The organism is Streptococcus sp. 1171_SSPC (assembly GCF_001069335.1).
GTDB lineage: Bacteria > Bacillota > Bacilli > Lactobacillales > Streptococcaceae > Streptococcus > Streptococcus xiaochunlingii.
In genome coordinates this window covers 22,663-47,608 of the sequence record NZ_JWAK01000035.1, presented here as the reverse complement: position 1 = coordinate 47,608, position 24,946 = coordinate 22,663, and the positions used below count along the sequence as shown (strand labels likewise).

Annotated in this window: 20 protein-coding genes; 5 read left to right on the top strand and 15 right to left on the bottom strand. The window is 42.2% G+C overall.

Features of this window, described 5'->3' with window-relative positions; all coding sequences use genetic code 11:
• Window positions 1-33 precede the first annotated feature (33 nt).
• From glgB to ADF75_RS07155, 3 genes are all read right to left on the bottom strand, one after another.
• Window positions 34-1,935: a 1,4-alpha-glucan branching protein GlgB gene (glgB, locus tag ADF75_RS07165; RefSeq protein WP_048789643.1), complete on the bottom strand. Its 1,902-nt coding sequence runs from the start codon at window positions 1,933-1,935 to the stop codon at window positions 34-36.
• 386 nt (window positions 1,936-2,321) lie between these two features.
• Window positions 2,322-4,055 (bottom strand): phosphoenolpyruvate--protein phosphotransferase, encoded by a 1,734-nt coding sequence (ptsP, locus tag ADF75_RS07160; RefSeq protein ID WP_048789642.1) that lies wholly within the window; start codon window positions 4,053-4,055, stop codon window positions 2,322-2,324.
• 2 nt (window positions 4,056-4,057) lie between these two features.
• A complete protein-coding gene (locus ADF75_RS07155; protein WP_006596636.1) occupies window positions 4,058-4,321 on the bottom strand; it encodes a phosphocarrier protein HPr in 264 nt (87 codons plus the stop codon).
• Window positions 4,322-4,752: 431 nt separating this feature from the next.
• Between ADF75_RS07155 and nrdH the strand changes: the two genes are divergently transcribed.
• The 3 genes from nrdH (at window position 4,753) to nrdF (ending at window position 8,346) form a co-directional block, all read left to right on the top strand.
• Window positions 4,753-4,971 (top strand): glutaredoxin-like protein NrdH, encoded by a 219-nt coding sequence (gene nrdH, locus ADF75_RS07150; protein ID WP_006596951.1) that lies wholly within the window; start codon window positions 4,753-4,755, stop codon window positions 4,969-4,971.
• Window positions 4,972-5,103: 132 nt separating this feature from the next.
• Window positions 5,104-7,263 carry a class 1b ribonucleoside-diphosphate reductase subunit alpha gene (gene nrdE, locus ADF75_RS07145; protein WP_048789641.1) on the top strand — a complete coding sequence of 720 codons (2,160 nt, stop codon included), beginning with the start codon at window positions 5,104-5,106 and terminating at the stop codon, window positions 7,261-7,263.
• Window positions 7,264-7,386: 123 nt separating this feature from the next.
• On the top strand, window positions 7,387-8,346 hold the full coding sequence (nrdF, locus tag ADF75_RS07140; protein WP_037608336.1) for a class 1b ribonucleoside-diphosphate reductase subunit beta: 960 nt from the start codon (window positions 7,387-7,389) through the stop codon (window positions 8,344-8,346).
• Window positions 8,347-8,496: 150 nt separating this feature from the next.
• On the opposite strand, the gene ADF75_RS07135 is transcribed toward nrdF, so the two are convergent.
• The 12 genes from ADF75_RS07135 to ADF75_RS07080 all read right to left on the bottom strand — a co-directional run bounded on the left by ADF75_RS07135 (window position 8,497) and on the right by ADF75_RS07080 (window position 23,178).
• A complete protein-coding gene (locus ADF75_RS07135) occupies window positions 8,497-9,153 on the bottom strand; it encodes a CPBP family intramembrane glutamic endopeptidase (RefSeq protein ID WP_048717184.1) in 657 nt (218 codons plus the stop codon).
• 280 nt (window positions 9,154-9,433) lie between these two features.
• Window positions 9,434-12,052, bottom strand: a complete 2,619-nt coding sequence (gene alaS / locus ADF75_RS07130) for an alanine--tRNA ligase (RefSeq protein ID WP_048789640.1) — start codon at window positions 12,050-12,052, stop codon at window positions 9,434-9,436.
• Between the two features lie 36 nt (window positions 12,053-12,088).
• Entirely contained in the window at window positions 12,089-12,571 is a 483-nt protein-coding gene (locus tag ADF75_RS07125; protein ID WP_048789639.1) for an LURP-one-related/scramblase family protein, read from the bottom strand.
• A gap of 290 nt (window positions 12,572-12,861) precedes the next feature.
• Window positions 12,862-13,803, bottom strand: coding sequence for a peptidylprolyl isomerase (locus ADF75_RS07120; protein WP_048789638.1), 942 nt, complete (start codon window positions 13,801-13,803; stop codon window positions 12,862-12,864).
• Between the two features lie 77 nt (window positions 13,804-13,880).
• Window positions 13,881-14,594 carry an O-methyltransferase gene (locus tag ADF75_RS07115; protein WP_048789637.1) on the bottom strand — a complete coding sequence of 238 codons (714 nt, stop codon included), beginning with the start codon at window positions 14,592-14,594 and terminating at the stop codon, window positions 13,881-13,883.
• A gap of 1 nt (window position 14,595) precedes the next feature.
• On the bottom strand, window positions 14,596-16,398 hold the full coding sequence (gene pepF / locus ADF75_RS07110; RefSeq protein WP_048789636.1) for an oligoendopeptidase F: 1,803 nt from the start codon (window positions 16,396-16,398) through the stop codon (window positions 14,596-14,598).
• Window positions 16,399-16,468: 70 nt separating this feature from the next.
• Window positions 16,469-17,419: a competence protein CoiA gene (locus tag ADF75_RS07105; RefSeq protein ID WP_048789635.1), complete on the bottom strand. Its 951-nt coding sequence runs from the start codon at window positions 17,417-17,419 to the stop codon at window positions 16,469-16,471.
• A gap of 158 nt (window positions 17,420-17,577) precedes the next feature.
• A complete protein-coding gene (locus ADF75_RS07100) occupies window positions 17,578-18,132 on the bottom strand; it encodes a hypothetical protein (protein ID WP_048789634.1) in 555 nt (184 codons plus the stop codon).
• Between the two features lie 293 nt (window positions 18,133-18,425).
• Window positions 18,426-19,715 (bottom strand): serine hydrolase, encoded by a 1,290-nt coding sequence (locus ADF75_RS07095; protein ID WP_048789633.1) that lies wholly within the window; start codon window positions 19,713-19,715, stop codon window positions 18,426-18,428.
• An 83-nt stretch (window positions 19,716-19,798) separates the two neighbouring features.
• Complete coding sequence (locus tag ADF75_RS07090; protein ID WP_048789632.1) at window positions 19,799-20,962, bottom strand: MFS transporter; 1,164 nt, start codon at window positions 20,960-20,962, stop codon at window positions 19,799-19,801.
• 72 nt (window positions 20,963-21,034) lie between these two features.
• Window positions 21,035-22,369, bottom strand: coding sequence for a DUF1958 domain-containing protein (locus ADF75_RS07085; RefSeq protein WP_048789631.1), 1,335 nt, complete (start codon window positions 22,367-22,369; stop codon window positions 21,035-21,037).
• Window positions 22,370-22,476: 107 nt separating this feature from the next.
• The gene (locus tag ADF75_RS07080; protein ID WP_048689227.1) at window positions 22,477-23,178 is read right to left on the bottom strand and encodes a glucosamine-6-phosphate deaminase; all 702 of its coding nucleotides are present in this window, start codon (window positions 23,176-23,178) and stop codon (window positions 22,477-22,479) included.
• A gap of 203 nt (window positions 23,179-23,381) precedes the next feature.
• Here ADF75_RS07080 and queA point away from each other — a divergent pair, with 203 nt between their 5' ends.
• Window positions 23,382-24,410 (top strand): tRNA preQ1(34) S-adenosylmethionine ribosyltransferase-isomerase QueA, encoded by a 1,029-nt coding sequence (gene queA / locus ADF75_RS07075; protein WP_048789630.1) that lies wholly within the window; start codon window positions 23,382-23,384, stop codon window positions 24,408-24,410.
• A gap of 12 nt (window positions 24,411-24,422) precedes the next feature.
• A complete protein-coding gene (locus ADF75_RS07070) occupies window positions 24,423-24,893 on the top strand; it encodes an arginine repressor (RefSeq protein WP_048689219.1) in 471 nt (156 codons plus the stop codon).
• The last annotated feature ends 53 nt before the right edge of the window (window positions 24,894-24,946 follow it).

Here is a 24,946-nt window from a genome sequence, read left to right as displayed (position 1 = left end):
GATCATAGACTGCGATCAGTAGATCACCAACAACTATTTTTTTGTTTTAGACACATTGGAACGAAGTTTTCGTTTCACTTTCCATACACTGGCTCCAAGAGCCGGTAAGGTGAAGGTCAAGGTTTGTGGATAATCTTTCCATAATCCCTCTTGAGTCTTCACTTCCTGGTTGTGCTCTTTCCAGACACCTCCCCATTTCTCTAGTTCTGTATTCCAAATTTCTTCATAGACCCCAGCAACAGGGACGCCGACTGTAAAGTCCTTGCGCTCTACTGGTGCCATATTAAAGATACAAAGCAGATGATTTCCTTTTTTATCCTTACGAGTAAAGGTCAAGACACTCTGATCTCGGTTATCTGCATCAATAATCTCAATACCATCATAGCTATCATCAATTTCCCAGAGCATCTTGTTATCTTTGTAGAATTGATTGAGCTGTGAAGTAAACTCTTGCATCTTGCGGTTCATGTCATCTTCTAGATTGGACCATTCTAGCTGTTCTTCAGACTTCCATTCTAAGAATTGGCCAAACTCTGAACCCATGAAGAGCAATTTCTTACCTGGGTGACAAATCTGATAGGTCAAGAGGTTGCGCAAGCCAGCGAACTGGTTGTAGCGATCTCCCCACATCTTATGCATGAGACTCTTCTTCCCGTGGACCACTTCATCATGAGAGAATGGCAACAAGAAGTTTTCAGAGAAAGCATACATAAAGCTAAAGGTCACCAAGTTGAAATCAAATTTCCGATAAATAGGATCTTCCTCATAGAAGCGAAGGATATCATTCATCCAGCCCATATTCCACTTGTAGTCAAATCCTAAACCGCCATACTCTTCTGGACCAGTGATCTTGGTGCCAGATGAACTTTCCTCCGCTGCCATGATGACATCCGGATGTTCTGATTTAATCACAGCATTCATCCGCTTAAGGAAATGGATCCCCTCATAGTTGAGATTTCCACCATCAATATTTGGTGTCCATGGACCACTATCGTAGTCTAAGTAAAGCATGTTGCTGACCGCATCGACCCGGATTCCATCCAAATGGTAAAACTCAATCCAGAATTTTACACTAGAGATGAGGAAGGATTGAACCTGGTTTTTCCCTAGGTCAAAGTTCATTGCTCCCCAGCCATAGTTGTGGGCACGATGGTGGTCCTGGTATTCAAAAGTAGGTGTTCCATCGTAATAAGCCAAGGCATCATCATTGATAGTAAAGTGACCCGGCACCCAGTCCACAATCACCCCGATGTTATTCAAGTGACAGGCCTCAACGAAATCCTGAAACTCTTCCGGTGTTCCGTAGGTATGCTCTAAGGCAAAGTAACCCATCAATTGGTAGCCCCAACTTAATCCAAGCGGGTGAGCCATCACCGGCATGAACTCCACATGGGTATAGTTCATTTTTACCAAGTAGGGAATCAAGTCTTCCTTCAACTGAGCAAATGAATAAGGACTTCCATCTTCATTGCGTTTCCATGAACCGGCATGAACTTCATAAATATTTACTGGACGAGATCTAAAGCCAAGTTTTCTCCGTCTAGCCATCCAGAGTCCATCTTTCCATTTCCGTTCCGGAATATCTGTAATAACCGCTCCAGTACCCGGACGTTTTTCCATGCGGACTGCTAAAGGATCCACCTTCATCAAGCGGTGGCCATTTTGTCTTGTAACATGGAACTTATAGATATCGCCAACTTGAGGTGCAGTTGTAAAAACTTCCCAAACACCAGCTTCGTTTCTTACCATAGGAATTTCATTTTCTTCCCATTGGGTGAAATCACCTACCAGGTGTACTGCCTGAGCATTTGGAGCCCATACACGGAAACTATACCCTTCCACACCATCTACTTGCTCTTTATGAGCCCCTAGATAATGTTGAAGATGAAAGTTCTCTCCGGTTCCAAATGTATACAATGCTTGTTTCGTATCCATTCACTCACCTCTCTCGCTTTTATGTAAGCGCTTCCTATTGATATTATTCTACTATAAATAGTTGAAATATTCAAGATTTTTTCTTGAATAATACGATGAAAAATTATGAAAAGAATTTGAAACTTTCATTGTTTCCCTGAAATTTCCTAAAGTAGATTCATAATTGTTCAGTTTTCAAACTATCTTTCCAATATTATACTATAAAAATAATTGTAATTAAACCTATTTCCGAAAATTTTTGGAAAATTTAAATTTTTTGTTTTGATATAGCAACACCTACTCCATTTTTGTTCAGCTACTTCATTTAAAGAAACAAATACAGGTTTAAAATAAAAAAGCTACCACCTCTTCCGAGGTGATAACTTTTATCAGATTTTTAAGATCAATTAGTCTACGTTCACGTATTCTTTAGAAAGTTCAAGCACTTCTTCCATAGTTGAACATTCAGTAAGAGCACGATTGGCGTATTCTTGCATCTTAGCTGTGTCAAGTTTCTTCATCAAGCTACGTGTACGAAGGACAGATGTAGCTGACATAGAAAACTCATCCAAGCCCATTCCGACAAGAAGAGGAACAGCTGTTTGGTCACCAGCCATCTCACCACACATTCCAGCCCATTTACCTTCAGCGTGAGCTGCTTTGATCACATTGTTGATCAAACGAAGGATTGATGGGTTATATGGTTGGTAAAGGTATGAAACTTGTTCGTTCATACGGTCAGCAGCCATGGTGTATTGGATCAAGTCGTTTGTACCAATTGAGAAGAAGTCAACTTCTTTGGCAAATTGATCAGCCAACATCGCTGCTGCTGGGATTTCGATCATGATCCCTACTTCGATGTCGTCAGCAACGGCAACACCTTCCGCAACCAATTTCGCTTTTTCTTCTTCCAGAATACCTTTAGCTGTACGGAACTCTGTCAACAAAGCAACCATTGGGAACATGATCCGCAATTTACCGTGAACAGATGCACGAAGCAAAGCACGCAATTGTGTACGGAACATTTGGTTACCTGTTTCAGAGATAGAGATACGCAACGCACGGTAACCCAAAAATGGGTTCATTTCTTTAGGAAGATCGAAGTAAGGAAGTTCTTTATCCCCACCGATATCCATTGTACGAACGACAACAGGTTTACCGTTCATTCCTTCAAGAACCGCTTTGTATGCTTCATATTGATCATCTTCAGTTGGGAAATCTTGAGAATCCATGTACAAGAATTCAGTACGATAGAGACCAACAGCTTCTGCACCATTTTCGTTCACACCTTCAACGTCTTTAGGTGTACCGATGTTAGCAGCCAACTCGAAGTGTTTGCCATCTGCAGTAACAGTTTTGGCATCTTTCAAAAGAGCCCATTCAGCTTTTTGTTTAGCGTAAGCTTCACCAGCTGCTTTAAAGGCTGCAATTTGTTCTTCACTTGGGTTGATGACCACTTCACCAGTGATTCCAGATACAGCCAACACATCACCATCTTTTACAAGATCTGTAATGTTGTTTGTACCAAGAACCGCTGCAATTTCAAGTGTACGCGCCATGATAGCTGAGTGACTTGTACGTCCACCAATGTTTGTAACAAAGGCTTTAACAAACTGTTTGTTCAATTGAGCGGTATCGGATGGAGTCAAGTCATGCGCAACCACGATTGCTTCTTCATTGATGGTTGCAGGGTTTGGCAATTTCTTACCAAGCAAGTTTGCAAGAACACGTTTGGTCACGTCGCGAATATCTGCTGCACGTTCTTGCATGTATGGGTTATCTTCCATTCCTTCAAAGATGGTGATAAACATGTCTGTGACTTCTTTTAAACCAGCCTCAGCATTCACCTTCTTCGTGCGAATTGTTTCCTTGATCTGACCAACCATTTCAGGGTCAGAAAGGACCATCATGTGAGCATCAAATACTTGTGCCGCTTCCTCACCAAGGCTCGCTACTGCATTCTCCCGAATAAGAGAAAGCTCGTTCTGTGAAGCTTCAAGAGCTGCATCCAAACGAGCTTCTTCTGCATTTGTATCTTCAACTGAGATTGTTTCAAATGACAAGTCGGGTTGAACAAGTAGATATGCCTTAGCAACGGCAACACCATCAGATGCTGCAATTCCTTTAAGCATTTCTGTCATGTTTATGCCAATCCTTCTTTTTCCATTGTTTCAGCGATTGCTGCAAGAGCATCATCAGCGTCAGCACCTTCAGCTGAGATTACAACGTCAGCTCCTTGACCAACACCAAGGCTCATAACACCCATGATTGATTTCAAGTTAACTGATTTACCTTTGTATTCAAGAGTAATATCTGAAGCAAATTTGCTAGCAGTTTGAACCAACAAAGTTGCTGGACGTGCGTGGATACCTGTTTCTGCCACGATGTGGAAATCTTTAGAAGCCATAGTTTGACTCTCCTTTTAAAATTAGTTTTTGAGTTATCTGTGATAACCCTTACAATTTGCTATTATATCATCTTCTTCATTATTTTTCAAGATTTTTATCACACACTTACTGAAAATACTTACAGGAAGCACTCATTTTTTCTCTTCTTTTAAACTACTTTTTTTACTTTCTTCTATTAAATAAATAGAATTGCTTTCAGGGACACAGTATATAGAATTTTAGGAAAATAGTTCGAATTCCTTTGACTTAAAAAACCTATATTTTATCACGTTTTCCTCAATTTTCACTAATTCTTACAATACTACATATTGTGGTATACTCCGATATAGTTAATTTACGTGCACAATATTTAGTTAAAACTCTTGACAAGGAAAAACCTTTTGTTTATACTAGATACAGATTTATGAATTTAGAGGAGTTAGATCACATTATGGTGACAATTTATTCAAAAAATAATTGCGTTCAATGTAAAATGACCAAACGTTTTTTAGATACCAATCACGTTGAATACCGTGAAATTAATCTAGATGAGCAACCTGAGTTTGTAGACCATGTGAAGAACCTTGGTTTCAACGCTGCACCAGTTATCCAAACGGCAGATGAAGTCTTCTCTGGCTTCCAACCAGCTAAGCTCAAGAAATTATCTTAAAACTATCAAACAGGATCTGATTGGTCTAGGGAATGGATTACTGTAGTTCTCGACTACAGTGTTCCCCTAGCCCTTTTACTTGTACAGGGGAGCTTGCCTCCCCTTTGTTTTTGAATTAGAAAAAGGAACATTATGGGATTAAAATCACTTGAAGACGTAACCTACTTCCGTCTTAATAATGAAATCAACCGTCCAGTTAACGGTCAAATCATGCTTCATAAAGATAAAGAAGCCTTGGATGCTTTCTTCAAAGAAAATGTTGTGCCAAATACCATGGCCTTTGATTCAATAACGGATAAAATCAACTACCTTATTGAACACAACTATATCGAAACAGCCTTCATTCAGAAGTACCGTCCTGAATTTTTGGAAGAATTGGCCCAATTTATCAAAGATCAAAACTTCCAATTCAAGTCCTTCATGGCTGCCTATAAATTCTATAACCAGTATGCTCTGAAAACAAATGATGGAGAGTACTATCTCGAAAGTATGGAAGACCGCGTCTTCTTCAATGCTCTCTACTTTGCGGATGGAAATGAAGAAATTGCTAAAGACATCGCAAATGAAATCATCCACCAGCGCTACCAACCAGCTACTCCTTCTTTCTTGAATGCTGGACGTGCCCGCCGTGGGGAATTGGTTTCTTGTTTCTTGATCCAGGTAACTGATGATATGAATGCGATCGGACGCTCTATCAACTCGGCCCTCCAACTTTCACGTATCGGTGGTGGGGTTGGAATCTCCCTCAGCAATCTTCGCGAAGCTGGTGCACCAATCAAGGGCTATGAAGGAGCCGCTTCTGGGGTCGTGCCAGTCATGAAACTCTTCGAAGATAGCTTCTCTTACTCTAACCAATTGGGACAACGCCAAGGGGCTGGTGTAGTTTACCTCAATGTCTTCCACCCAGATATCATCTCCTTCCTTTCTACTAAGAAGGAAAATGCCGATGAAAAAGTTCGTGTTAAGACCCTTTCACTTGGTGTCGTCGTGCCAGACAAGTTCTACGAGTTGGCTCGTAAGAATGAAGAAATGTACCTCTTCAGCCCTTACTCTGTAGAGCGTGAATACGGAGTGCCATTTAACTACATCGACATCACTGAAAAATACGATGAGTTGGTTGCTAATCCGAACATCCGCAAGACAAAAATTAAGGCCCGTGATTTGGAAACTGAAATTTCTAAATTGCAACAAGAATCTGGTTACCCATATGTAGTTAACATCGATACTGCTAACCGGGCAAACCCTATTGATGGAAAGATCATCATGAGTAACTTGTGTTCAGAGATCCTCCAGGTTCAAGAGCCAAGCTTGATTAACGATGCTCAAGAATTCATTAAAATGGGGACTGACGTCTCATGTAACCTTGGTTCAACCAACGTGGTTAACATGATGACTTCACCTGATTTTGGTCGTTCGATTCGTGCCATGGTTCGTGCTTTGACCTTCGTTACAGATAGCTCTCATATCGTTGCTGTTCCAACAATTGACCACGGAAATAGCCAAGCTCATACCTTTGGTCTTGGAGCCATGGGACTTCACAGCTACCTTGCCCAACAATTGATCGAGTATGGATCACCTGAATCTGTTGAGTTTACGAGCATCTACTTCATGCTCATGAACTACTGGACTCTCGTCGAATCAAACAACATCGCACGTGAACGGGGCGTTACCTTCCACAACTTTGAAAAATCAGACTATGCCAACGGTAGCTACTTTGATAAGTACACGACCGGAGAGTTTGTTCCAAAATCTGATCGCGTCAAAGAACTCTTTAAGGATATCTTCATTCCTAGTGCAGAAGACTGGGCTGAACTCCGCGATAAAGTCAAGGCAGATGGTCTTTACCACCAAAACCGCTTGGCTGTCGCACCAAATGGTTCTATCAGCTACATCAATGACGTATCTGCTTCTATCCACCCAATCACACAACGGATTGAAGAACGCCAAGAGAAGAAAATCGGTAAGATCTACTACCCTGCTGCTGGTTTGTCAACAGAAACCATTCCTTACTACACTTCTGCCTACGACATGGATATGCGAAAAGTCATCGACGTCTATGCTGCTGCAACTGAGCACGTAGACCAAGGACTTTCACTCACGCTCTTCATGCGTAGTGATATTCCAAAAGGGCTTTACGAATGGAAAACTGAAAACAAACAAACCACTCGTGACTTGTCTATCCTTCGCAACTACGCCTTTAACAAGGGAATCAAGTCTATCTACTACGTCCGTACCTTTACCGATGATGGTGGAGAAGTTGGCGCGAACCAATGTGAAAGCTGTGTCATCTAAGACACTCTGATCCATTGCTACCAAAAAGTCGGTTCGCCGACTTTTTGTGCGGTATTCTAACAATTGTGTTAGAATAATAATGATTGTATGATCGAATGAATTAGAAAAAGAAAGAGATTTCAAATGGAAACTTACTACAAAGCCATTAACTGGAATGCCATCGAGGATGTCATCGATAAATCTACTTGGGAAAAGCTAACCGAACAATTCTGGTTGGATACACGTATTCCTTTGTCAAACGACTTGGACGACTGGAGAAAGCTGTCTAACAAGGAAAAAGACCTTGTTGGTAAAGTTTTTGGAGGTTTAACCCTTCTCGATACCATGCAGTCTGAAACGGGTGTGCAAGCCCTTCGTGCGGATATTCGTACTCCTCATGAAGAAGCTGTCTTTAACAACATCCAATTCATGGAATCTGTCCATGCTAAGTCTTACTCTTCTATCTTTTCTACCTTGAATACCAAGTCAGAAATCGAAGAGATTTTCGAATGGACCAATACCAATCCCTTCCTTCAAAAGAAGGCAGAAATCATCAACGAGATCTACCTCAATGGCACTCCTCTAGAAAAGAAAGTAGCCAGCGTCTTCCTTGAAACCTTCCTCTTCTACTCTGGTTTCTTCACACCGCTCTACTATCTTGGAAACAACAAATTGGCCAACGTGGCAGAAATCATCAAGTTGATCATTCGGGACGAATCTGTTCACGGAACCTATATCGGCTACAAGTTCCAACTTGGATTTAACGAATTACCAGAAGACGAACAAGAAAAACTTAAAGAATGGATGTATGACTTGCTCTACACCCTCTATGAAAACGAAGAAGGCTATACAGAGAGCCTCTATGACGGTGTAGGTTGGACAGAGGAAGTCAAGACCTTCCTTCGCTACAATGCTAACAAAGCCCTCATGAATTTGGGACAAGATCCCCTTTTCCCTGACTCAGCGGATGATGTCAACCCAATCGTCATGAACGGGATCTCAACCGGTACATCCAACCACGACTTCTTCTCTCAAGTCGGAAATGGTTATCTTCTCGGTGAAGTAGAAGCCATGCAGGATGACGATTACAACTATGGCCTATAAGACAAAAACCTTTCCAGATGGAAAGGTTTTTTTGTTTTTTTATGCTAAAAATTAGCCTTGCTGCAGAAGAAACTATCTCAAATAAACAAATCAGTCCTTTCCAGATTTGGAAAGGGCTGATTTGTTAGGTATGTTAGTCCCCATTCTTCTTTATTGAAGCAAGAAGATAAGGAGAGAAGCGATCAGGTTATTTGCTATATGCAGGGCAATGGCATAACGAATATCTTCCTTAGTCAGATACGCTAAAGCGAAAATTGAACCCATTATAAAGTAAATTAGAAATTGCCCTAGACTAGACGGAAGATGGAGAAAAGAAAATAAACTAGAAGAAAGAGCAATATAGAGCAAGGTCTGTCCTAGGGTTTCCTGCTTTGAAAATAGATACTTGGCCATTAAGCCTCTAGTTATGAATTCTTCAATAATGGGAGCAATAAAAATAATATAGAAAAAAACGAAGGCAGGAAATAACTCCAAGAAAAACTCAATACTTCTTTGATTATTAGACGATTCACCCGAGACCAAGGCTTGAAGAGCAATAAAGGCAACTAATAATCCAATGGGTAACCATATCGTGGACGTCAGTTTGGTCTTTTTAACCTCAAGTTTCCAACCCTTTTGGTACCATTTCCACAAACCAAAAATATAGAGAGCAGATACCAAAGCGAATATCAAGAGAATGAGAAGCTCGGAACCTCCCTCAACAAGAACATTCAAGCAACTAGCAAGAATCCTCGAAAATAAAATAAAATGAGAGAAGACCACCAAGGCATACAAACCAACATTTTTCCAGATACTGTTCCCCTTCATACAACACTCCTTTTTCCTTTCGATTCCTATTCCAAGTCTATTTTTTAATTCAATTATCTACTTTTGATTATTTATTATGCTGTCAAACTTAGGATTTTTATGAGGGCCTCGGACTGCACCTTCAAATCGACAATGGAGCAATATCTAAGACACTTCCTTTTTCCTATATATTTATTGTAATGTATTTATCAAAAATTACAAGTACTTCTTAAAAAGTTTTTACAAAGATTTAACAGTTTACCATACAAAAAGACCTACCCGAAGGTAGATCTCTTGTTGCTTACAATTTAGTTGCTACGGCATCCAATAATTCTTGGATTTTCGCTTGGTTGCTTCCTCCTGCCATGGCCATGTCTGGTTTACCACCACCACGTCCATCAACGATTGGAGCCAATTCTTTAACCAAGTTACCTGCGTGGATGTCTTTTGTCTTGCTGGCTACGAGAAGGTTGACCTTGTCACCGATTGCTGCGACAAGAACAAGCACGTCAGAGTAATCTTTTTGTTTCCAGTTATCCGCAAAGGTACGAAGGGCACCTGCATCTGATACAGAAACTTGACTAGCAATGTAACGGTGGCCGTTTGCTTCTTGAACATGTTTGAAGACATCACCTGCCGCTGCTGCTGCAGCTTTTTCCTTCAATTCAGCATTTTCTTTTTGCAATTGACGGAGCTGCTCTTGAAGGCCTTCAACCTTATGAGGAACTTCCTTGAGTTGAGGTGCTTTCAAGGTTGCTGCGACTGCTTTCAGTGCATCTTCTTGTTCACGATAAGCTTCGAAGGCTTCTTTACCAGTCACTGCCAAGATACGACGAGTTCCTGATCCAATCCCTTCTTCTTTGACAATCTTGAAGAGGCCAATCTCAGAAGTATTGCCAACGTGGGTACCACCACAGAGCTCCACTGAGTAGTCACCGATGGTCACAACACGGACTTCCTTACCGTATTTCTCACCAAAGAGGGCCATAGCACCCATATCTTTAGCTGTATCAATATCAGTCTCAACAGTCTTAACTGCGATCGCTTCCCAGATTTTTTCATTGACTTGCTGTTCAATAGCACGCAATTCTTCTGGAGTTACAGCTTGGAAGTGAGTGAAGTCAAAGCGAAGGAATTCCACTTCATTAAGTGAACCTGCTTGAGTTGCATGGTGGCCAAGGATATTGTGAAGAGCCGCATGGAGCAAGTGAGTGGCTGTGTGGTTCTTCATGACACGGTGACGACGATTGCTATCGATCGCCAAAGTGTATTCTTGGTTCAAAGCAAGTGGAGCATGAACTTCAACGGTATGAAGTGGTTGGCCATTTGGTGCTTTTTGAACGTCTGTTACAGTCGCTACGACATTTCCTGCAGCATCCAAGATTTGACCATGGTCCGCAACTTGTCCACCCATTTCAGCGTAGAAAGGTGTCTCTGCAAAGATAAGTGACGCAGTTCCTTCTGATACAGCTTCTACTTCAGCATTGTCAGCTACGATAGCCACCAACTTAGAAGACAATTGGCTAGCATTGTAGTTGAAGACACTTTCTACAGTGATGTTTTGAAGGGTTTCGTTTTGCATACCCATAGATCCGCCTTTGACAGCAGATGCACGCGCACGTTCTTGTTGTTCTTTCATGGCTGCTTCAAAACCTTCACGATCAACTGTCATTCCAGCTTCTTCAGCGATTTCTTCTGTCAGCTCTACTGGGAATCCGTATGTATCATAGAGTTTAAAGACATCTTGACCAGCGATAACCGTTTGGCCTTTTTCTTTCAAGTCTGCTACGATTGTTTCTGCAAAGTGTTGACCTGAGTGAAGAGTACGAGCAAATGACTCTTCTTCGCTCTTAACGATTTTTTCGATAAAGTCACGTTTTTCAAGAACTTCTGGGTAGTAGCTTTCCATGATTTTTCCAACAGTTGGAACGAGTTTGTAAAGGAAAGGCTCATTGATACCCAATTTTTGACCATGCATAGAGGCACGACGGAGGAGACGACGAAGGACATAGCCACGACCTTCATTTCCAGGAAGGGCACCATCCCCAATCGCAAATGACAGCGAACGGATGTGGTCCGCAATCACCTTGAAGCTCATGTTGTCGTCATCTGGATCGTAGGTTTTACCAGACAACTTCTCAACTTCACGGATAATCGGCATGAAGAGGTCTGTTTCAAAGTTTGTCTTAGCCCCTTGGATAACCGCCACCAAACGCTCTAAACCAGCGCCCGTATCAATGTTCTTGTGTGGCAATTCCTTGTACTCGCTACGAGGAACCGCTGGGTCTGCATTAAATTGTGACAAGACAATGTTCCAGATTTCGATGTAACGGTCGTTTTCGATATCTTCTGCAAGAAGGCGAATACCGATGTTTTCTGGGTCAAATGCTTCTCCACGGTCAAAGAAGATTTCTGTATCTGGTCCAGAAGGTCCAGCACCGATTTCCCAGAAGTTGTCTTCGATTGGGATCAAGTGACTTGGGTCCACGCCCACTTCGATCCAGCGGTTGTATGAATCTGTATCAGCTGGATAGTAGGTCATGTAGAGTTTGTCTTTAGGGAAGTCAAACCACTCCGGACTTGTCAAGAGTTCATAAGCCCAGGTAATGGCTTCGTCACGGAAGTAATCCCCGATGGAGAAATTCCCCAACATTTCAAACATAGTATGGTGACGAGCAGTCTTCCCTACGTTTTCGATATCGTTGGTACGGATAGCCTTTTGCGCATTGGTAATCCGTGGGTTTTCAGGGATGATAGTTCCATCAAAGTATTTCTTAAGGGTTGCGACCCCTGAGTTAATCCACAATAGGGTTGGATCGTTTACTGGAACCAAGCTAACAGATGGTTCTACTGAGTGACCTTTGGTCGCCCAGAAATCAAGCCACATTTTGCGGACTTGTGCACTAGTTAATTGTTTCATGTTTTCTCCTCTATTTATTGTTTTCTATTGATTGGCTTAGGAGCCATTTTCCATCATTTCTACATAGTCAATGGCAAGACACAAGGAAATCACCAGATTGGCATATTCCTCTTCATAGACAGAAACCTGATAAGTCGACGTCAAGGTAAAGACTTGCTTGCTAATCTCTGCAACCAGCTGGTCGCGATCATCCAATAACTTGAAATCCAAATCCCAGATATTGCCTTCGATGCGAAGTCCTAGGTTAGAAATGTCATACTTATCACGTAATAAGGTCAGTTTTTTACGGATGAAAAAACTGGAGCCATCTGCCAATTCTACAGTGAATTGGGGCAAGAGGCTAAAAGGCTTCTTCATAATATGGCTGACCTTCTGGCCTTCTACATCAAATACCGTAAAGGTCTTAGGAATCTTCAAAAATGAACCTTCTACCTGGTATTCCACCATTCCTAGATCATTTTTGATGTCAAAGCGTTCCCCTCCAAGTCGAAACTTTTGTTTGACCAGATACGTTTTCATCAGTTTCCTCCTGCAAATCCTTATGAAAACCTTTCTCTTATTAGAAAGGATCTCCGGTAGAAATGCTGAAAAAAAGACAAGCTCACTAACGAAGGGCGAAAAACCGCGGTACCACCTTCATTCAATGAACTTGTCATTCTTCATTCGATTATGTAATTGTTCTATTGAGTAGCAAAATCATTTCTCTTCCATGGCTCGCACCCCCGCCACTTCTCTGCATCCGATTCTAAATGATTTATTCTCAACTATCTCATTATACAGATAAATACAATGCTCGTCAACTAATATCCTTATTTAGAAGATGAGCTACCTTCTGTTGTTGCACCAATATTTTGCATGTATTGGTTGAAGGTTGCCTTGAAGGCATCATCTTTGACCTTGATATTGGCATTTGACATTGCTTTGGCAATGATGCTACGGATAAAGTTGGCATCATTTTTACGTCCTGCCGTCAGAATTTCTTTCAAGCGTTTTTCGTATTTCTTCCAGTCAGATCCTTTTTCTTCCTTCTTAGTTACTTTAACGATATAGTAGGCACCAGCGCTTTTTTGACTAGCAGGATCAATAACGACATCTGAAATACCATTTACATCAAGCTTAGATGCTGCTTCCTTGACACGAGTTGGAACAGTTGTTGTTCCAGAGTCAAATTTGATTTCTCCACCCTTTTCTTTGGTGCTAGCATCTGTAGAATTTTCTTTGGCAATTTGTGCAAAGTCAGCACCTTCAGCTTTTACACTTGCAAGAACTTCATTCGCTTTTTCTTCTGAATCCACTTTAATCACATTTGCAGTGATTTCTGGTGTATAGCTTTCAAAGGCTTTTTTGTAAGCTTCGTCTGTCAACTCTTTTGAAATAGCTTGGTCAACCGCATACTCTAACAAAAGATTGCTACGGATTTGTTGTTTGTTGGTTTCTTCTGTTAACCCTTGTTGAGTGAGGTAGCTCTTGAAAGCTTCACCCAATTGTTTTTTCTGCTCATCAACTTTTTTCTCAACATCTTTGTCTGAGACTTTTGAGCCGTATTCTTTTTCAAAGACTTTATTAATGGTCATTTGGAAAAGATATTGTTGTGCACCTTGGTTGTTTTTGATTTCATCATAGAAATCACCAACAGTGATCGTGTCACCCTTCATTGTGACGATATCCTTGTCACTGCCACCTTTTGCACAAGCTGCTAGCGTTACAACGGATAAGAGGGTCACCGCTCCAGCTACAAATTTTTTCTTCATGTTTATTTCTCCATTCTAAAATTCACTGCTACTATTTTACCACAAATTCAACAGGATAACTTAAATAAGTCTAAAAGCTACTCTTCTGTCGGCAAAGAAATCTCTTCCTGATTTTTACGAATCATAAGAATGCCATCGCCGAGGGGAATCAAACTGGCCGTCAAGCCAGGATGGTCCAAAGTGGCGTCAAAAAGACGCTGCAAGCCTCGATAGATGGTGCGTTGTCCACGACGAACTTCCATAATATCACGCGCCACATCTCCTCCTTGGAAGATATCGTCCAAAATGACTACTCCCCCAACTTCCAACCGTTTGAGAACTTCTGGAAGAAAGACGATGTACTTGGACTTAGCCGAATCCATAAAAATCAAGTCAAAGCGTTGCTCGATATGCTCTAGCAGATCGACCGCATCCCCTTCTAAGAGGGTGATTTGGTTACGCTGGTCAAAACGAGCAAAGTTTTCCTTGGCAAAACCAATCATTTCCTCGTTGCGATCAATGGTTGTAATCCTTGCATCAGGTACTTGCTCTGCCATCAAGAGGGCCGAAAAGCCGATCGCCGTCCCAATTTCTAAGATCGACTTGGGTTGCATGGTCTGCAAAAAGAGACGAAAGAAAGCGACCGTTTCATGAGGGATGATGGGAATATTTTCCCGCCGAGCAAATTCTTCTAGCTCTTTTAAAGCATCCGTTACCGGTGCTTGGCGCTCCCGCATGAAGGAGACAATTTCCTCCTTGACAACTGGGCGGCGCATATTGTGGTTGGCATTTTTACTGTAAGACTCTACCATCTTAGGCCAATCCTAATTTTTCAACGAGAGCCTCAAATTCATTGAGACGACGTTCAAAGACTTCAAAGGCAGCATTGAGGTAGTCTTCTTTTTCCATATCAACACCCGCCTTGCGGATTACGTTGAGTGGGTAATCCGAATTTCCGGCCTTCAAATACTCTAGGTATTTGTCCTTATCTTCTTGTGTTCCATGAACGATTTTCTCAGCTAAGGCAGAGGCTGCTGCAAAACCAGTTGAATATTGGAAAACATAGTAGTTATAGTAGAAATGAGGAATGCGAGCCCATTCGTATTGGATTTCTGGATTGTCTTCTTTAGAAAGACCATAGTATTTCTCGTTCAAATCCGCATAGAGCTCATTCAAGAATTCGCTAGTTAAGACTTGTCCTTCTTGATCTGCTTTATGAATGGCATGCTCAAACTCAGCAAACTGGGTTTGACGGAAGACGGTACCACGGAAACCATCCAAGAAGTGGTTGAGAATGGCAAAACGGGTTTCATCATCTTCTACTTCTGCCAACAATTGCTCGGTCAAGATATTTTCATTAGTTGTGGAAGCAATCTCAGCAAGGAAGATAGAATAATCCCCATAGACATAAGGCTGAGTCTCACGAGTATAGCTAGAGTGCATACTGTGGCCTGTCTCATGCACCAAGGTGAAGAGATTGTCCAATGTATCCTGCCAGTTCAACAACATAAAGGCATTGGTATCGTATGAACCACCTGAATAAGCCCCTGAGCGTTTCCCTTGGTTGACTTGGACGTCGATCCAACGTTCGGTGAAGGCGCGCTTCACGCGGGATAGGTAGTCATCACCAAGCACCGCCAAAGCCTGCTCAGATTTGGCAAGGGCTTCTTCGTAAGTGAACTTGTAGTCAGTAGAAGACAATGGTGTGTAGACATCATACATCTTCAAATCTTCAATTCCCAAGATTTTTGAGCGAAGTTTCACGTAACGTTGCAAGAGTGGCAAATGCTTGTTAACCGCTTCTACCAAACTATCATAGACACTCTCTGGGATAAAGTTAGCAGAAAGAGCTGCTTCACGTGCGCTAGAGAATTTGCGAACCTTAGCATTGTAATTGTGGACCTTGACGTTGGTCTGAAGGGTCTTGGCATAGGTATGTTGGTACTGTTCGTAGACACCATACAAGGCTTGGTATGCTTCCTTACGAACTTGGCGGTCCTTCGACTCTACCAAAGAGATGTAGTTTCCATGAGTCAACTGCACTTCTTGGCCTTGGTCATCTTTCACCATTGGAAAGACGATATCGGCATTGTCCAAAATCTCAAAAGTTTCCCCTGCCGCAGCAAAGATTTCACCTGCTCCTGCTAGCAATTCTTCTTCTTTTTGAGAAAGAACGTGCTCTTTGGTTTTGAGCAATTTGTCAAAGTAATGAGCATAAGCTTCTAAGGCAGGGACTTCTTTCAAGAAGTTGGCATATTGCTCTTCGGTGATCTCCATAAATTCTGGTTCGTAGAAGGCAAAGATCTCCCCTAAAAGGCTGTATAGAGACATGGCTTTTGATTGGAATTCTTGGTATTTGGCTACGCGTGTATCCTGGTCATTCTTCATATGGGCGTAGACATAGACCTTCTCCAAACGACGGCTCAAGTCCAAATAAACTTCTGTGGTTTCTAATAGATTGGCTGGAGAAGACAATAAAGATCCTGCAAAATGGGCAGCATCTTTAATCGCTGCAGCTAAAGCAGTTGCTTCTTCTTCCCAAGCTTGGTCTGTCGCAAAAATGGTCGACAAATCCCATTGGTATTTTTCATCAATTTCATTTCGTTGTTTTACCATTACAAAAATCCTCCAATGTTTCTATTTTATCACATATATTACCATTTGGGGGTATTTGATTCACGGAAATTTAAGCTTTCCCATTCTGATAAAAACGAGGGGAATAAAGAGTCTGCGTCGCTTTCATTCCAGTTCGACGATAGTAGGTCATAAAGTCCTGGTAATAGCTTCGCCAATCTCCCCTAATCTGAATAAAATGGGAAGACTTCAGTGGCCGACAAAGGGGATAAAAGGCTTCCAAGTCCAACTCCAGGAGATGCTTTCCTTTCAGATAGAGTTGTTCCTGAAGGGCCATCCATTTAGGATGGCGGTAATACAGCTGTTGACGAAGATAGTCCTTAAACTGTCTGTCTAGAGGAACTGTCATTTGTTGCAAGCTTTGTTGGGCATAAGGCGTCCGCAAAACTTCTAACAGATTACCTCCATAAAAAGGGAAATGTTGAGTCCGATAATAAAGACGCCCTCGCAAGTCTTGATGAATGAGATAGTGGAGACGAACTTCCTGCTTCTCTAGGTCTAACTCCCAGAGATGAAAGCCCCTATTTTGACTAAAATAGACAAAACCTTCCTGCAGAGCAGACAAGCTTTTCTTAAGCCACAAGTTTTTCCCTAACAACCAATAGACCTGATAGCCATGCTTGTGATAGGCATCGCTCCGTTCTTTTAAACGCTCCATAGACAAGGAACTGCATTGCACTTCTAAGGCAATCTTTTGATCCGGAAGGAGAACATCCGCAATCTGTTGGAAAGCCTGCAGAGGACTTTCCACTTCAGCATCGGAGTTTTGCTTGGCCCATTGATAAAGCCCCAGTTTTAACTCTAAATGCTCTGGACTCTCCGTCTCATGATGAAAGGGGCAAGCCTCTAGGCTAACGTGAGCAAAATGAGGACGCATCACAAACCCTTTCTTTAAGCGGACTTCCTTTCCACACAAGAGACAGAAAAAGGGACCTTCCTTTTTCATCGGGATTTTCTCCAAACAATTCCAACGCTGTTGCTTTGCATCTGTCGCAACAAACATGTCATCACCTCCACTTATATAATTCGTAACCGAAGACGCTTATTTATATAGAAGAGAAAGAAAAAAAGGAGCCAAGCTCCTTGTTTAGATATAATCGTTCTTACATGCAAAGCGACTGCTCATCCATCCTAGACGAGAAGTTTAAATACGTCCCTAGCTTATTGATCTGACTCACTCGAATTCTCGTCTGATGCCGGATCTGGAGTTTCCGATGATGGAGCGGTCCCATTTTCAGATGCTTCAGCTTGTTTTCGAGCCGTTTCAAATTTTTCAACAATGGTTGCACGGGTAGCTTCCGGGACTTCGGTGTCTTCGGACCCTATCGTATCCATAGATTCATTAAAGCGGGTCTTGCTCGTTTCCATTTTCTCTTTCAAATCTTTCAGATAGGTCTCATAGGTCTCTTTAGCAGAGCCCGTCAGTGATGCTCCTGCTTCCTCTGAATGAGCAACGGTTCGGTCCATCATCAAAGCATAGAGCGCTTTAAAGTCTCCAACAGTTCTAGCATTTTCAAGTTCCTCATCTGTATACAAGACAAAAGGAGACTCTGAGGATCCTTTCAAGCTGGTCACTTTCTTGCCCTGAGAAAAGGTTGATGACTGGCGTGTTTCCTTTACAGACTTTTCACTGGACGAGGTCCCTTCTTGATTCGAGCAGGCTACTAGCCCCATCACTCCCAGTAAAGCAAGCGTCGATATTAGTATTTTTTTCATTCACTCTCTCCTTTTTAAGCTTCCACTACCATTTTAGCATCAAGCTCGGGAGTTTTGGAGCCTTAGATCCAAAACTAATTGAACACGGGCTGCGGATTGTGTCAAAAAGATAAGTTCTCCTAGAATCCAAAGATTCTGCGTCAAACTTCCTATTTTGACTTTATCCGCAGACGCCCTTTATATCTTAATTAGTCATGGAACTTCTTCGAAGTTCCATGACGTCCGTACTCACCTATGGAAGTTTCTAGGAATATTATTTCTTTAATTTAAGATTTCCAAATACGGAAATCTTTTTATTTTCTCTTATATCTGATGTTAAAGAAAATTCTTAAGAAAATAAAAGGAAGGAAGCAACAGAGCCACATTGGATCCCAGCCTTTTTGACGACTACTCGTGGTCTTCTGATGGGACGCTTCTACTGCGCTTACAGCCTGCGTTTGCTGAATGGACGGAGAAACAGTTTGCAAGCCATTGGCGATTTGTAGCAGGCCATTTTGAACACTGATCTCTGGATTGGTCCCTCTTTTCACTGTAGCATAGAAGGGTTTGTCTAAGTGATAGGTTTGCCCCTGAATCGTGTGATCCCCCGCAGGCAGGATCTCTTTGTACTCATAATCCTGATAGAGTCTTTCAATCAGGGCATTTCCAATGACGTGGCGCAGGCTCTCTGCAATTTCCACATCGTAATGCCCAACTCCCATAATGACTTGAACAAATCGCTGATTTCCGCGATTAACCGTCAAGGTGTAATTATAATCTGCTGTCGGACTAGAGCCGGTTTTTAGGCCATCCGCTCCCTTTAGAGAATACCTTCCACCTTCCAAGGAATAATTATAATTTTCATGGGTTTCTTCATAATCTGTACCTTGGAAGAGAGTTATCTTGGCATTTTTAGTATAGTTGAGGATTTCAGGGAACTCGTTAACTATGTGATAGGCCAAAATAGACATATCTCTTGCGGTTGTTTGGTTAATGGCATGTTGATCATAGCGGGTCGGATTATAGTAGCCATCTAGGACTGCAGTTGGGGCACCATTAGGATTGTTCCACTTGGTATTGGTCATTCCAATTTCCTGGGCCCGCTGGTTCATCAAATCCAAGAATTTATCTGGATCTCCTCCCGACACCTTATTGGCAATCATGATGGTCGCGGCACTGGATGAAGGAACAAAAATCATATTTAGGAGGGTAGATACCTTGTATTGAGCACCCGCCACAATGGGACTATTGCTCAACTTCTGATTTTGAGAAATGATCACATCCGTATCCGTCGCTGTAATCAGGGTATCATAATCCAGCTGCCCTTCTTTAATAGCTCTCAGAAGAACATAAACAGACATCAATTTAGCCATACTACCCGAGTCACGAGGAGCATCAATATTATCACCATAAAGAATAGCTCCTGTATGAGCATCAACGACAATATCAGCCTTGGGACGGAAAAATTCATCCACCGAAGTCCCAGATTTTTCTGTGATCGACATGATATCTTCTTGTTGGTAAAGATCATCTGCCTTTGCTAGCATTGGGAAACATAGGCAAGCAAGGGAAAGTGTCGCAAATAAGGCACGTTTAAACTTCATTCTCTCTCATTTCTTTCATAAACATCATCGTTCTCCATTATAGCATAAGTCCTTCTATTCACAAACTCTATTTCCTAAACTTTTTACTCCTTCGTGTTCCCAAAGAGACCTGGAGATTTCCCTTTTGGCATCTTTAAAAAGAGGCTTAGTAGAAGGACGAGGACTAGGACAGCCACCAAGAAGTAACTCATCATTGAAAATCCTCCGTGATCCACAAAGAAAGCTGCTAGCGGTTGCAAGAGAATGGTACCAAGATAGCGGACTCCTTGTACAAGAGCCATAGCTAAGACTAGATCTTTCTTATCCACCTGTTGGGAGATAAAACGCAAGGAGACCATGATCAAGACCATCCCTGTCGTATGCTTAGCCAAGAGGGTGACCAGCACTTTTAAGAAGACCGGACTCGGAAGAGCATAGATAAAATACTGGAGCAAGAGGATCCCCACAGGAAGCAAGATTAGTAAACGCAAGGGCCAATGGTCCATAAAACGGTCTGAAAAAAAGATGAGGGGCGCTTCTACAACAACAGATAGGGCCACAACCGTAGAGGCTATCTGAACAGGAAGGCCACTATCCATCAAGAGAGCTGGAATATAGGTATGGCCAATATTCCCCACGCCCGACACAAGCCCCATCAGTAATAGGAAAAAGAGATAGGGTCCATTATGGAGCAAAGGACGGATCGAGACAGCTTCTTTCTGTACCCGATTGGTCTTGGAAATACGGATAGCCCCTAAAGTGAAGAAACTAAGAAGGATCGTGACCAATACACAATAGTATACAGACTGGGGGCTAAGATGAGCATAGAGCCAACCAGCTAGGTGGGCTCCAGCCGCATACCCTAGCGTCCCCCAAACGCGGATTTTTCCAAAAGCATAGGGACTCTGGGTAGCTAAAATCTCCATCATGGGAGCCGTCCCATTTAGACACAGTAATACCAAGCCATAAAAAATCGTCAACCAAAAGAAGTTAGGGGCCCAGATAAAGCCACCCACTCCTGCCATGAGGACTCCTAAGCTCAAGGTCGTGATTTTAACAATGCCAAATCGTTCATTGATATAACCAAATAAGGGCTGGGTAAGCATGGATAGGAAAAAGGCTGTCGACACCAAATTAGATACCTGACTGGCTGAATACTGCTGGCCTATCAGATAGACAGAGATTAAAGTCGTAAAGAGGGCCGTCGACATGAAGTAAAAACTATATAAAAATAAATAAGCAGGATAGGAATTTCGAAATGCTTTCATAAGTTTCCTTTCAACATGAGAAATAAAAGGCAATGACAAAACCCAACTGGATTTCAGTTGAGTTTTGATCAGTTATTTTTTGTAGCGATCCTGAGCCTTGCGCGCCCGTTCTTTGCGATGAGCTCTTTCTAAATACAGAATCATAGCAAGAATGAAAATTGGAATCAGAATGACCAGGCTTTCAAGAGGAAAATGAAAGGATTTTTCTCTAGCTGGGGCCGCCGTACTTTGGGAATCCGATTGACTCACTGCTCCTTCTTTGACTGGAAGTCCATCAGAAATCTTTTCTGATAGGGTCATCAAGCCTGAATCCGCCTCAACCTGTCCATCTTTGACAACGAGTTTTGGATTCTCTTCTCCCTTTTTGACCGTGGCATAGAAAGGTTGATCCAGTGTGTAGGTCTTTCCATCAATCGTCTGAACACCCTTGTCCAACAACTTCTTATAACGATAATCAGCAAAAGCCTTTTCGATCAAGGCATTGCCAAATGGATGTCGATAGTATTCACCATCCTGGTCGGACCAATCACCAACTCCCATGACTACGGAGATAATTCGTTGGTCCCCCCGTTTAGCGGTTGCGATATAATTAAAGGCACCACGTGGACTCGAACCTGTCTTCAGACCATCTACTCCTTCAAGAGCATATCTAGCTCCTGGCAAGGAATAGTTATAGGTATCAAAAGTCTCCTCATAAGGCGTTCCTTGTTTCACGGTCACCTTAGCCTGATTGGTATAGCTAAGAATCTCTGGATATTCTTTCACGAAATGATAGACGAGAATCGCCAAATCTCTTGCAGTTGTCTGGTTGGCCGCATCATTTGGATAGTTATAACTGGTATATAAACCTTGGAAGGTTGAAATGGCCGCTCCACTCGGATTGTTCCAAATTGTATTGGTCATCCCCAACTCCTTGGACTTTTCGTTCATCCGCTGAATAAAGGCATCCGCATCGTGGTTAGAAAGGAGATTAGCCAACATAATCGTAGCCACATTGGAGGATGGAACAGCCGTCATGGTAATCAATTCAGAGACCGTATAGTCCACACCTGCAACGATGTTATTGTTGGAAATCTCATAGATTTTTGACATGGATTGATCCGCAGCTGTTGCAGTGACAACCGTATCTTTGGTAATTTTTCCCTCTTTCATGGTTTCGAAAAGCAGATACAATGTCATGAGCTTACTCATACTTGCTGGATCCCGCACTTCATCAATATTGTCTCTCCACAAAACATCCCCGGTATTCGCATCGATGACGAGAGAGGACCTTGGTCGATTATAGGCTTGCACATGATCATTGGGATACATTTTTTGCGCCATATCCACTAGCTCATCCGCTACGATTGACAGAGGGCGGAGTAGAGATAAGACGACGATTCCTAAAACGAGCAACTTCTTTTTCAAAATATATTTTCCTCAAATATAGAATTTTATCTTATTGTACCATACTTCAATCCATAAAAAAACCTATCTTTCAGGATATTTCAGATAGGTCTCTCTTTTTCAACTGGTTACAGTAGGCTCAAGGCTGCTTGGTCTGCAATAATCACGACATCTGGATGACCTTGAAGGGCACTCGCTGGTAAACTCTCTGTTTTTGGACCATTAACCATTCCTGCAATAGCTTCTGCTTTTGATTCTCCATAGGCAAAGAGAATGATAGACTTGGCAGCAAGAATGTTCGCAATCCCCATGGAGATGGCTTGAGTTGGAACATCTTCAATTTTTTCAAAGAAGCGAGAGTTGGCTTCAATCGTTGATTGATCCAAATGGACCAAATGCGTTTGGCTGTCAAATGGCGTGCCTGGTTCGTTAAAACCAATGTGGCCGTTGCGACCGATCCCTAGAATTTGCAGATCTACTGGATGTTGGGCCAAAATTTCATTGTAATGAGCTGTTTCTTCTTCTGCAGTATCTTCATTTCCTTTTGGAAGATAGCTAACTTTAAACGGTTTCTCATTGAATAAATTTTCCTGCATAAAGTAACGATAGGATTGAGGATCTTCTCCCGTCAAGCCGACATACTCATCCAAGTTGACACTGACCATGTCTGAGAAATCCAAATCACTCTCCCGAATCAATTTATAAAACTCAAGTGGACTGCTTCCAGTCGCAAGCCCCAGAGTTTTGGCACCCTGCTCTAACTTTTCTTTTAGCAGGTCAAAAGCAACCTGTCCCCCTTCGATTTGATTAGCTACTTCAATAACTTTCATGATAAATCCTCCGCTTATTTCTTATATTCATTATATGGTATAGACCAATTTTTGTCAAGCGCTTTCTTGATGTTAGAAAAGGATTTTTTACCTTCATCCCTTTAAAATTCGGCTAGTGATTTCCTTTGTTTCACTCTTATTTCATGATATAATGGGGAAGGTTAAATGTAAGAAATAGAAGAATTTAGATACAAGGAGAGAACATGAACACGAATGACTTTGATTTCCACCTCCCCGAGGAGTTAATTGCGCAAACCCCATTAGAGAAGCGCGATGCCTCAAAACTACTGATCCTCAATCGACAAACAGGTCAGATGGAAGACCAGCATTTTGACGCCATTATCAATGAATTGGAACCAGGGGATGCTTTAGTCATGAACAATACCCGTGTCCTTCCAGCTCGTCTCCATGGGGTCAAACCGGATACAGGAGGGCATGTGGAGCTTCTTCTCTTAAAAAATATCGAAGGCGATCAATGGGAGGTTCTTGCTAAACCTGCCAAACGTCTCAAAGAGGGAGGGGTCGTCAGCTTTGGCGATGGACGTCTTCAAGCGACCCTAATCAAAAAGCTGGAACACGGAGGATGTATCGTAGAGTTTTCTTACCAAGGAATTTTCCTTGAAGTCTTGGAAAGTTTAGGAGAAATGCCCCTACCACCTTACATCCATGAAAAATTAGAAGATAAGGAACGTTACCAGACAGTCTATGCCAAAGAAAATGGATCTGCCGCAGCTCCTACTGCTGGCCTCCATTTCACACCTGAGCTCTTACAGAGGATCGAAGACAAAGGGGTTCACTTGGTTTATCTAACCCTTCATGTCGGACTAGGTACCTTCCGTCCTGTATCCGTCGATGATCTCGACCAACATGAAATGCATTCCGAATTTTATCAACTCTCAGAAGAAGCCGCCCAAACCCTTCGACAAGTCAAAGCGAGTGGACACCGCATCGTTGCCGTTGGGACCACTTCTATCCGAACTTTAGAAACAATTGGGAACAAGTTTAATGGAGAGTTACAAGCCGACTCTGGTTGGACCAATATCTTTATCAAACCAGGCTATCAGTGGCAAGTTGTCGACGCCTTTTCAACCAACTTCCACTTACCAAAATCAACCTTAGTCATGCTCGTTTCTGCCTTCGCAGGTCGAGAACTCACTCTGGATGCTTATCAGCACGCTATCGACCAAGGCTACCGTTTCTTTAGCTTTGGAGATGCTATGTTTATCAAATAAGGAGAGCCCCTTATGAATAAGATTGAAAGTCGCCACCGCCTGATCCGGTCCATTATTTCAGAAAAGAAAATTCGAACCCAACAAGAATTGCAGGACAGCCTGGAAGCGAACGGCATCATCGTGACCCAGTCAACCCTCTCAAGAGATGTCAAATCCTTGAATCTGGTAAAAATTAACGAAGGGGATAGCTCTTATTATGCCATCAATAGCATTGCCCCATCTCGCTGGGAAAACCGACTGCGTTTTTATATGGAAGATGCCCTTGTCATGCTTCGTCCCGTCCAAAACCAAGTAGTCGTCAAAACACTCCCTGGTCTGGCCCAGTCCTTCGGAGCCATCTTAGATGCCCTTGAATTGCCACAAATTGTCGCAACCGTCTGCGGAGATGATGTCTGCCTCATCATTTGTGAAGACAATCAGGGAGCTTTGGACTGCTTTGAAAAATTGAAAGAATTCACTCCTCCCTTCTTCTTTAGCAAATAAAAGAAAGAGAGTGGGACAGAAATCGGTAATTCGTTAGAATTCGATTTCGTCGT

Coding starts and splice junctions, on each gene's coding strand:
- glgB (WP_048789643.1), bottom strand. CDS start 1,935: ATGGATACGAAACAAGCATTGTATACATTTGGAACCGGAGAGAACTTT.
- ptsP (WP_048789642.1), bottom strand. CDS start 4,055: ATGACAGAAATGCTTAAAGGAATTGCAGCATCTGATGGTGTTGCCGTT.
- ADF75_RS07155 (WP_006596636.1), bottom strand. CDS start 4,321: ATGGCTTCTAAAGATTTCCACATCGTGGCAGAAACAGGTATCCACGCA.
- nrdH (WP_006596951.1), top strand. CDS start 4,753: ATGGTGACAATTTATTCAAAAAATAATTGCGTTCAATGTAAAATGACC.
- nrdE (WP_048789641.1), top strand. CDS start 5,104: ATGGGATTAAAATCACTTGAAGACGTAACCTACTTCCGTCTTAATAAT.
- nrdF (WP_037608336.1), top strand. CDS start 7,387: ATGGAAACTTACTACAAAGCCATTAACTGGAATGCCATCGAGGATGTC.
- ADF75_RS07135 (WP_048717184.1), bottom strand. CDS start 9,153: ATGAAGGGGAACAGTATCTGGAAAAATGTTGGTTTGTATGCCTTGGTG.
- alaS (WP_048789640.1), bottom strand. CDS start 12,052: ATGAAACAATTAACTAGTGCACAAGTCCGCAAAATGTGGCTTGATTTC.
- ADF75_RS07125 (WP_048789639.1), bottom strand. CDS start 12,571: ATGAAAACGTATCTGGTCAAACAAAAGTTTCGACTTGGAGGGGAACGC.
- ADF75_RS07120 (WP_048789638.1), bottom strand. CDS start 13,803: ATGAAGAAAAAATTTGTAGCTGGAGCGGTGACCCTCTTATCCGTTGTA.
- ADF75_RS07115 (WP_048789637.1), bottom strand. CDS start 14,594: ATGGTAGAGTCTTACAGTAAAAATGCCAACCACAATATGCGCCGCCCA.
- pepF (WP_048789636.1), bottom strand. CDS start 16,398: ATGGTAAAACAACGAAATGAAATTGATGAAAAATACCAATGGGATTTG.
- ADF75_RS07105 (WP_048789635.1), bottom strand. CDS start 17,419: ATGTTTGTTGCGACAGATGCAAAGCAACAGCGTTGGAATTGTTTGGAG.
- ADF75_RS07100 (WP_048789634.1), bottom strand. CDS start 18,132: ATGAAAAAAATACTAATATCGACGCTTGCTTTACTGGGAGTGATGGGG.
- ADF75_RS07095 (WP_048789633.1), bottom strand. CDS start 19,715: ATGAAGTTTAAACGTGCCTTATTTGCGACACTTTCCCTTGCTTGCCTA.
- ADF75_RS07090 (WP_048789632.1), bottom strand. CDS start 20,962: ATGAAAGCATTTCGAAATTCCTATCCTGCTTATTTATTTTTATATAGT.
- ADF75_RS07080 (WP_048689227.1), bottom strand. CDS start 23,178: ATGAAAGTTATTGAAGTAGCTAATCAAATCGAAGGGGGACAGGTTGCT.
- queA (WP_048789630.1), top strand. CDS start 23,382: ATGAACACGAATGACTTTGATTTCCACCTCCCCGAGGAGTTAATTGCG.
- ADF75_RS07070 (WP_048689219.1), top strand. CDS start 24,423: ATGAATAAGATTGAAAGTCGCCACCGCCTGATCCGGTCCATTATTTCA.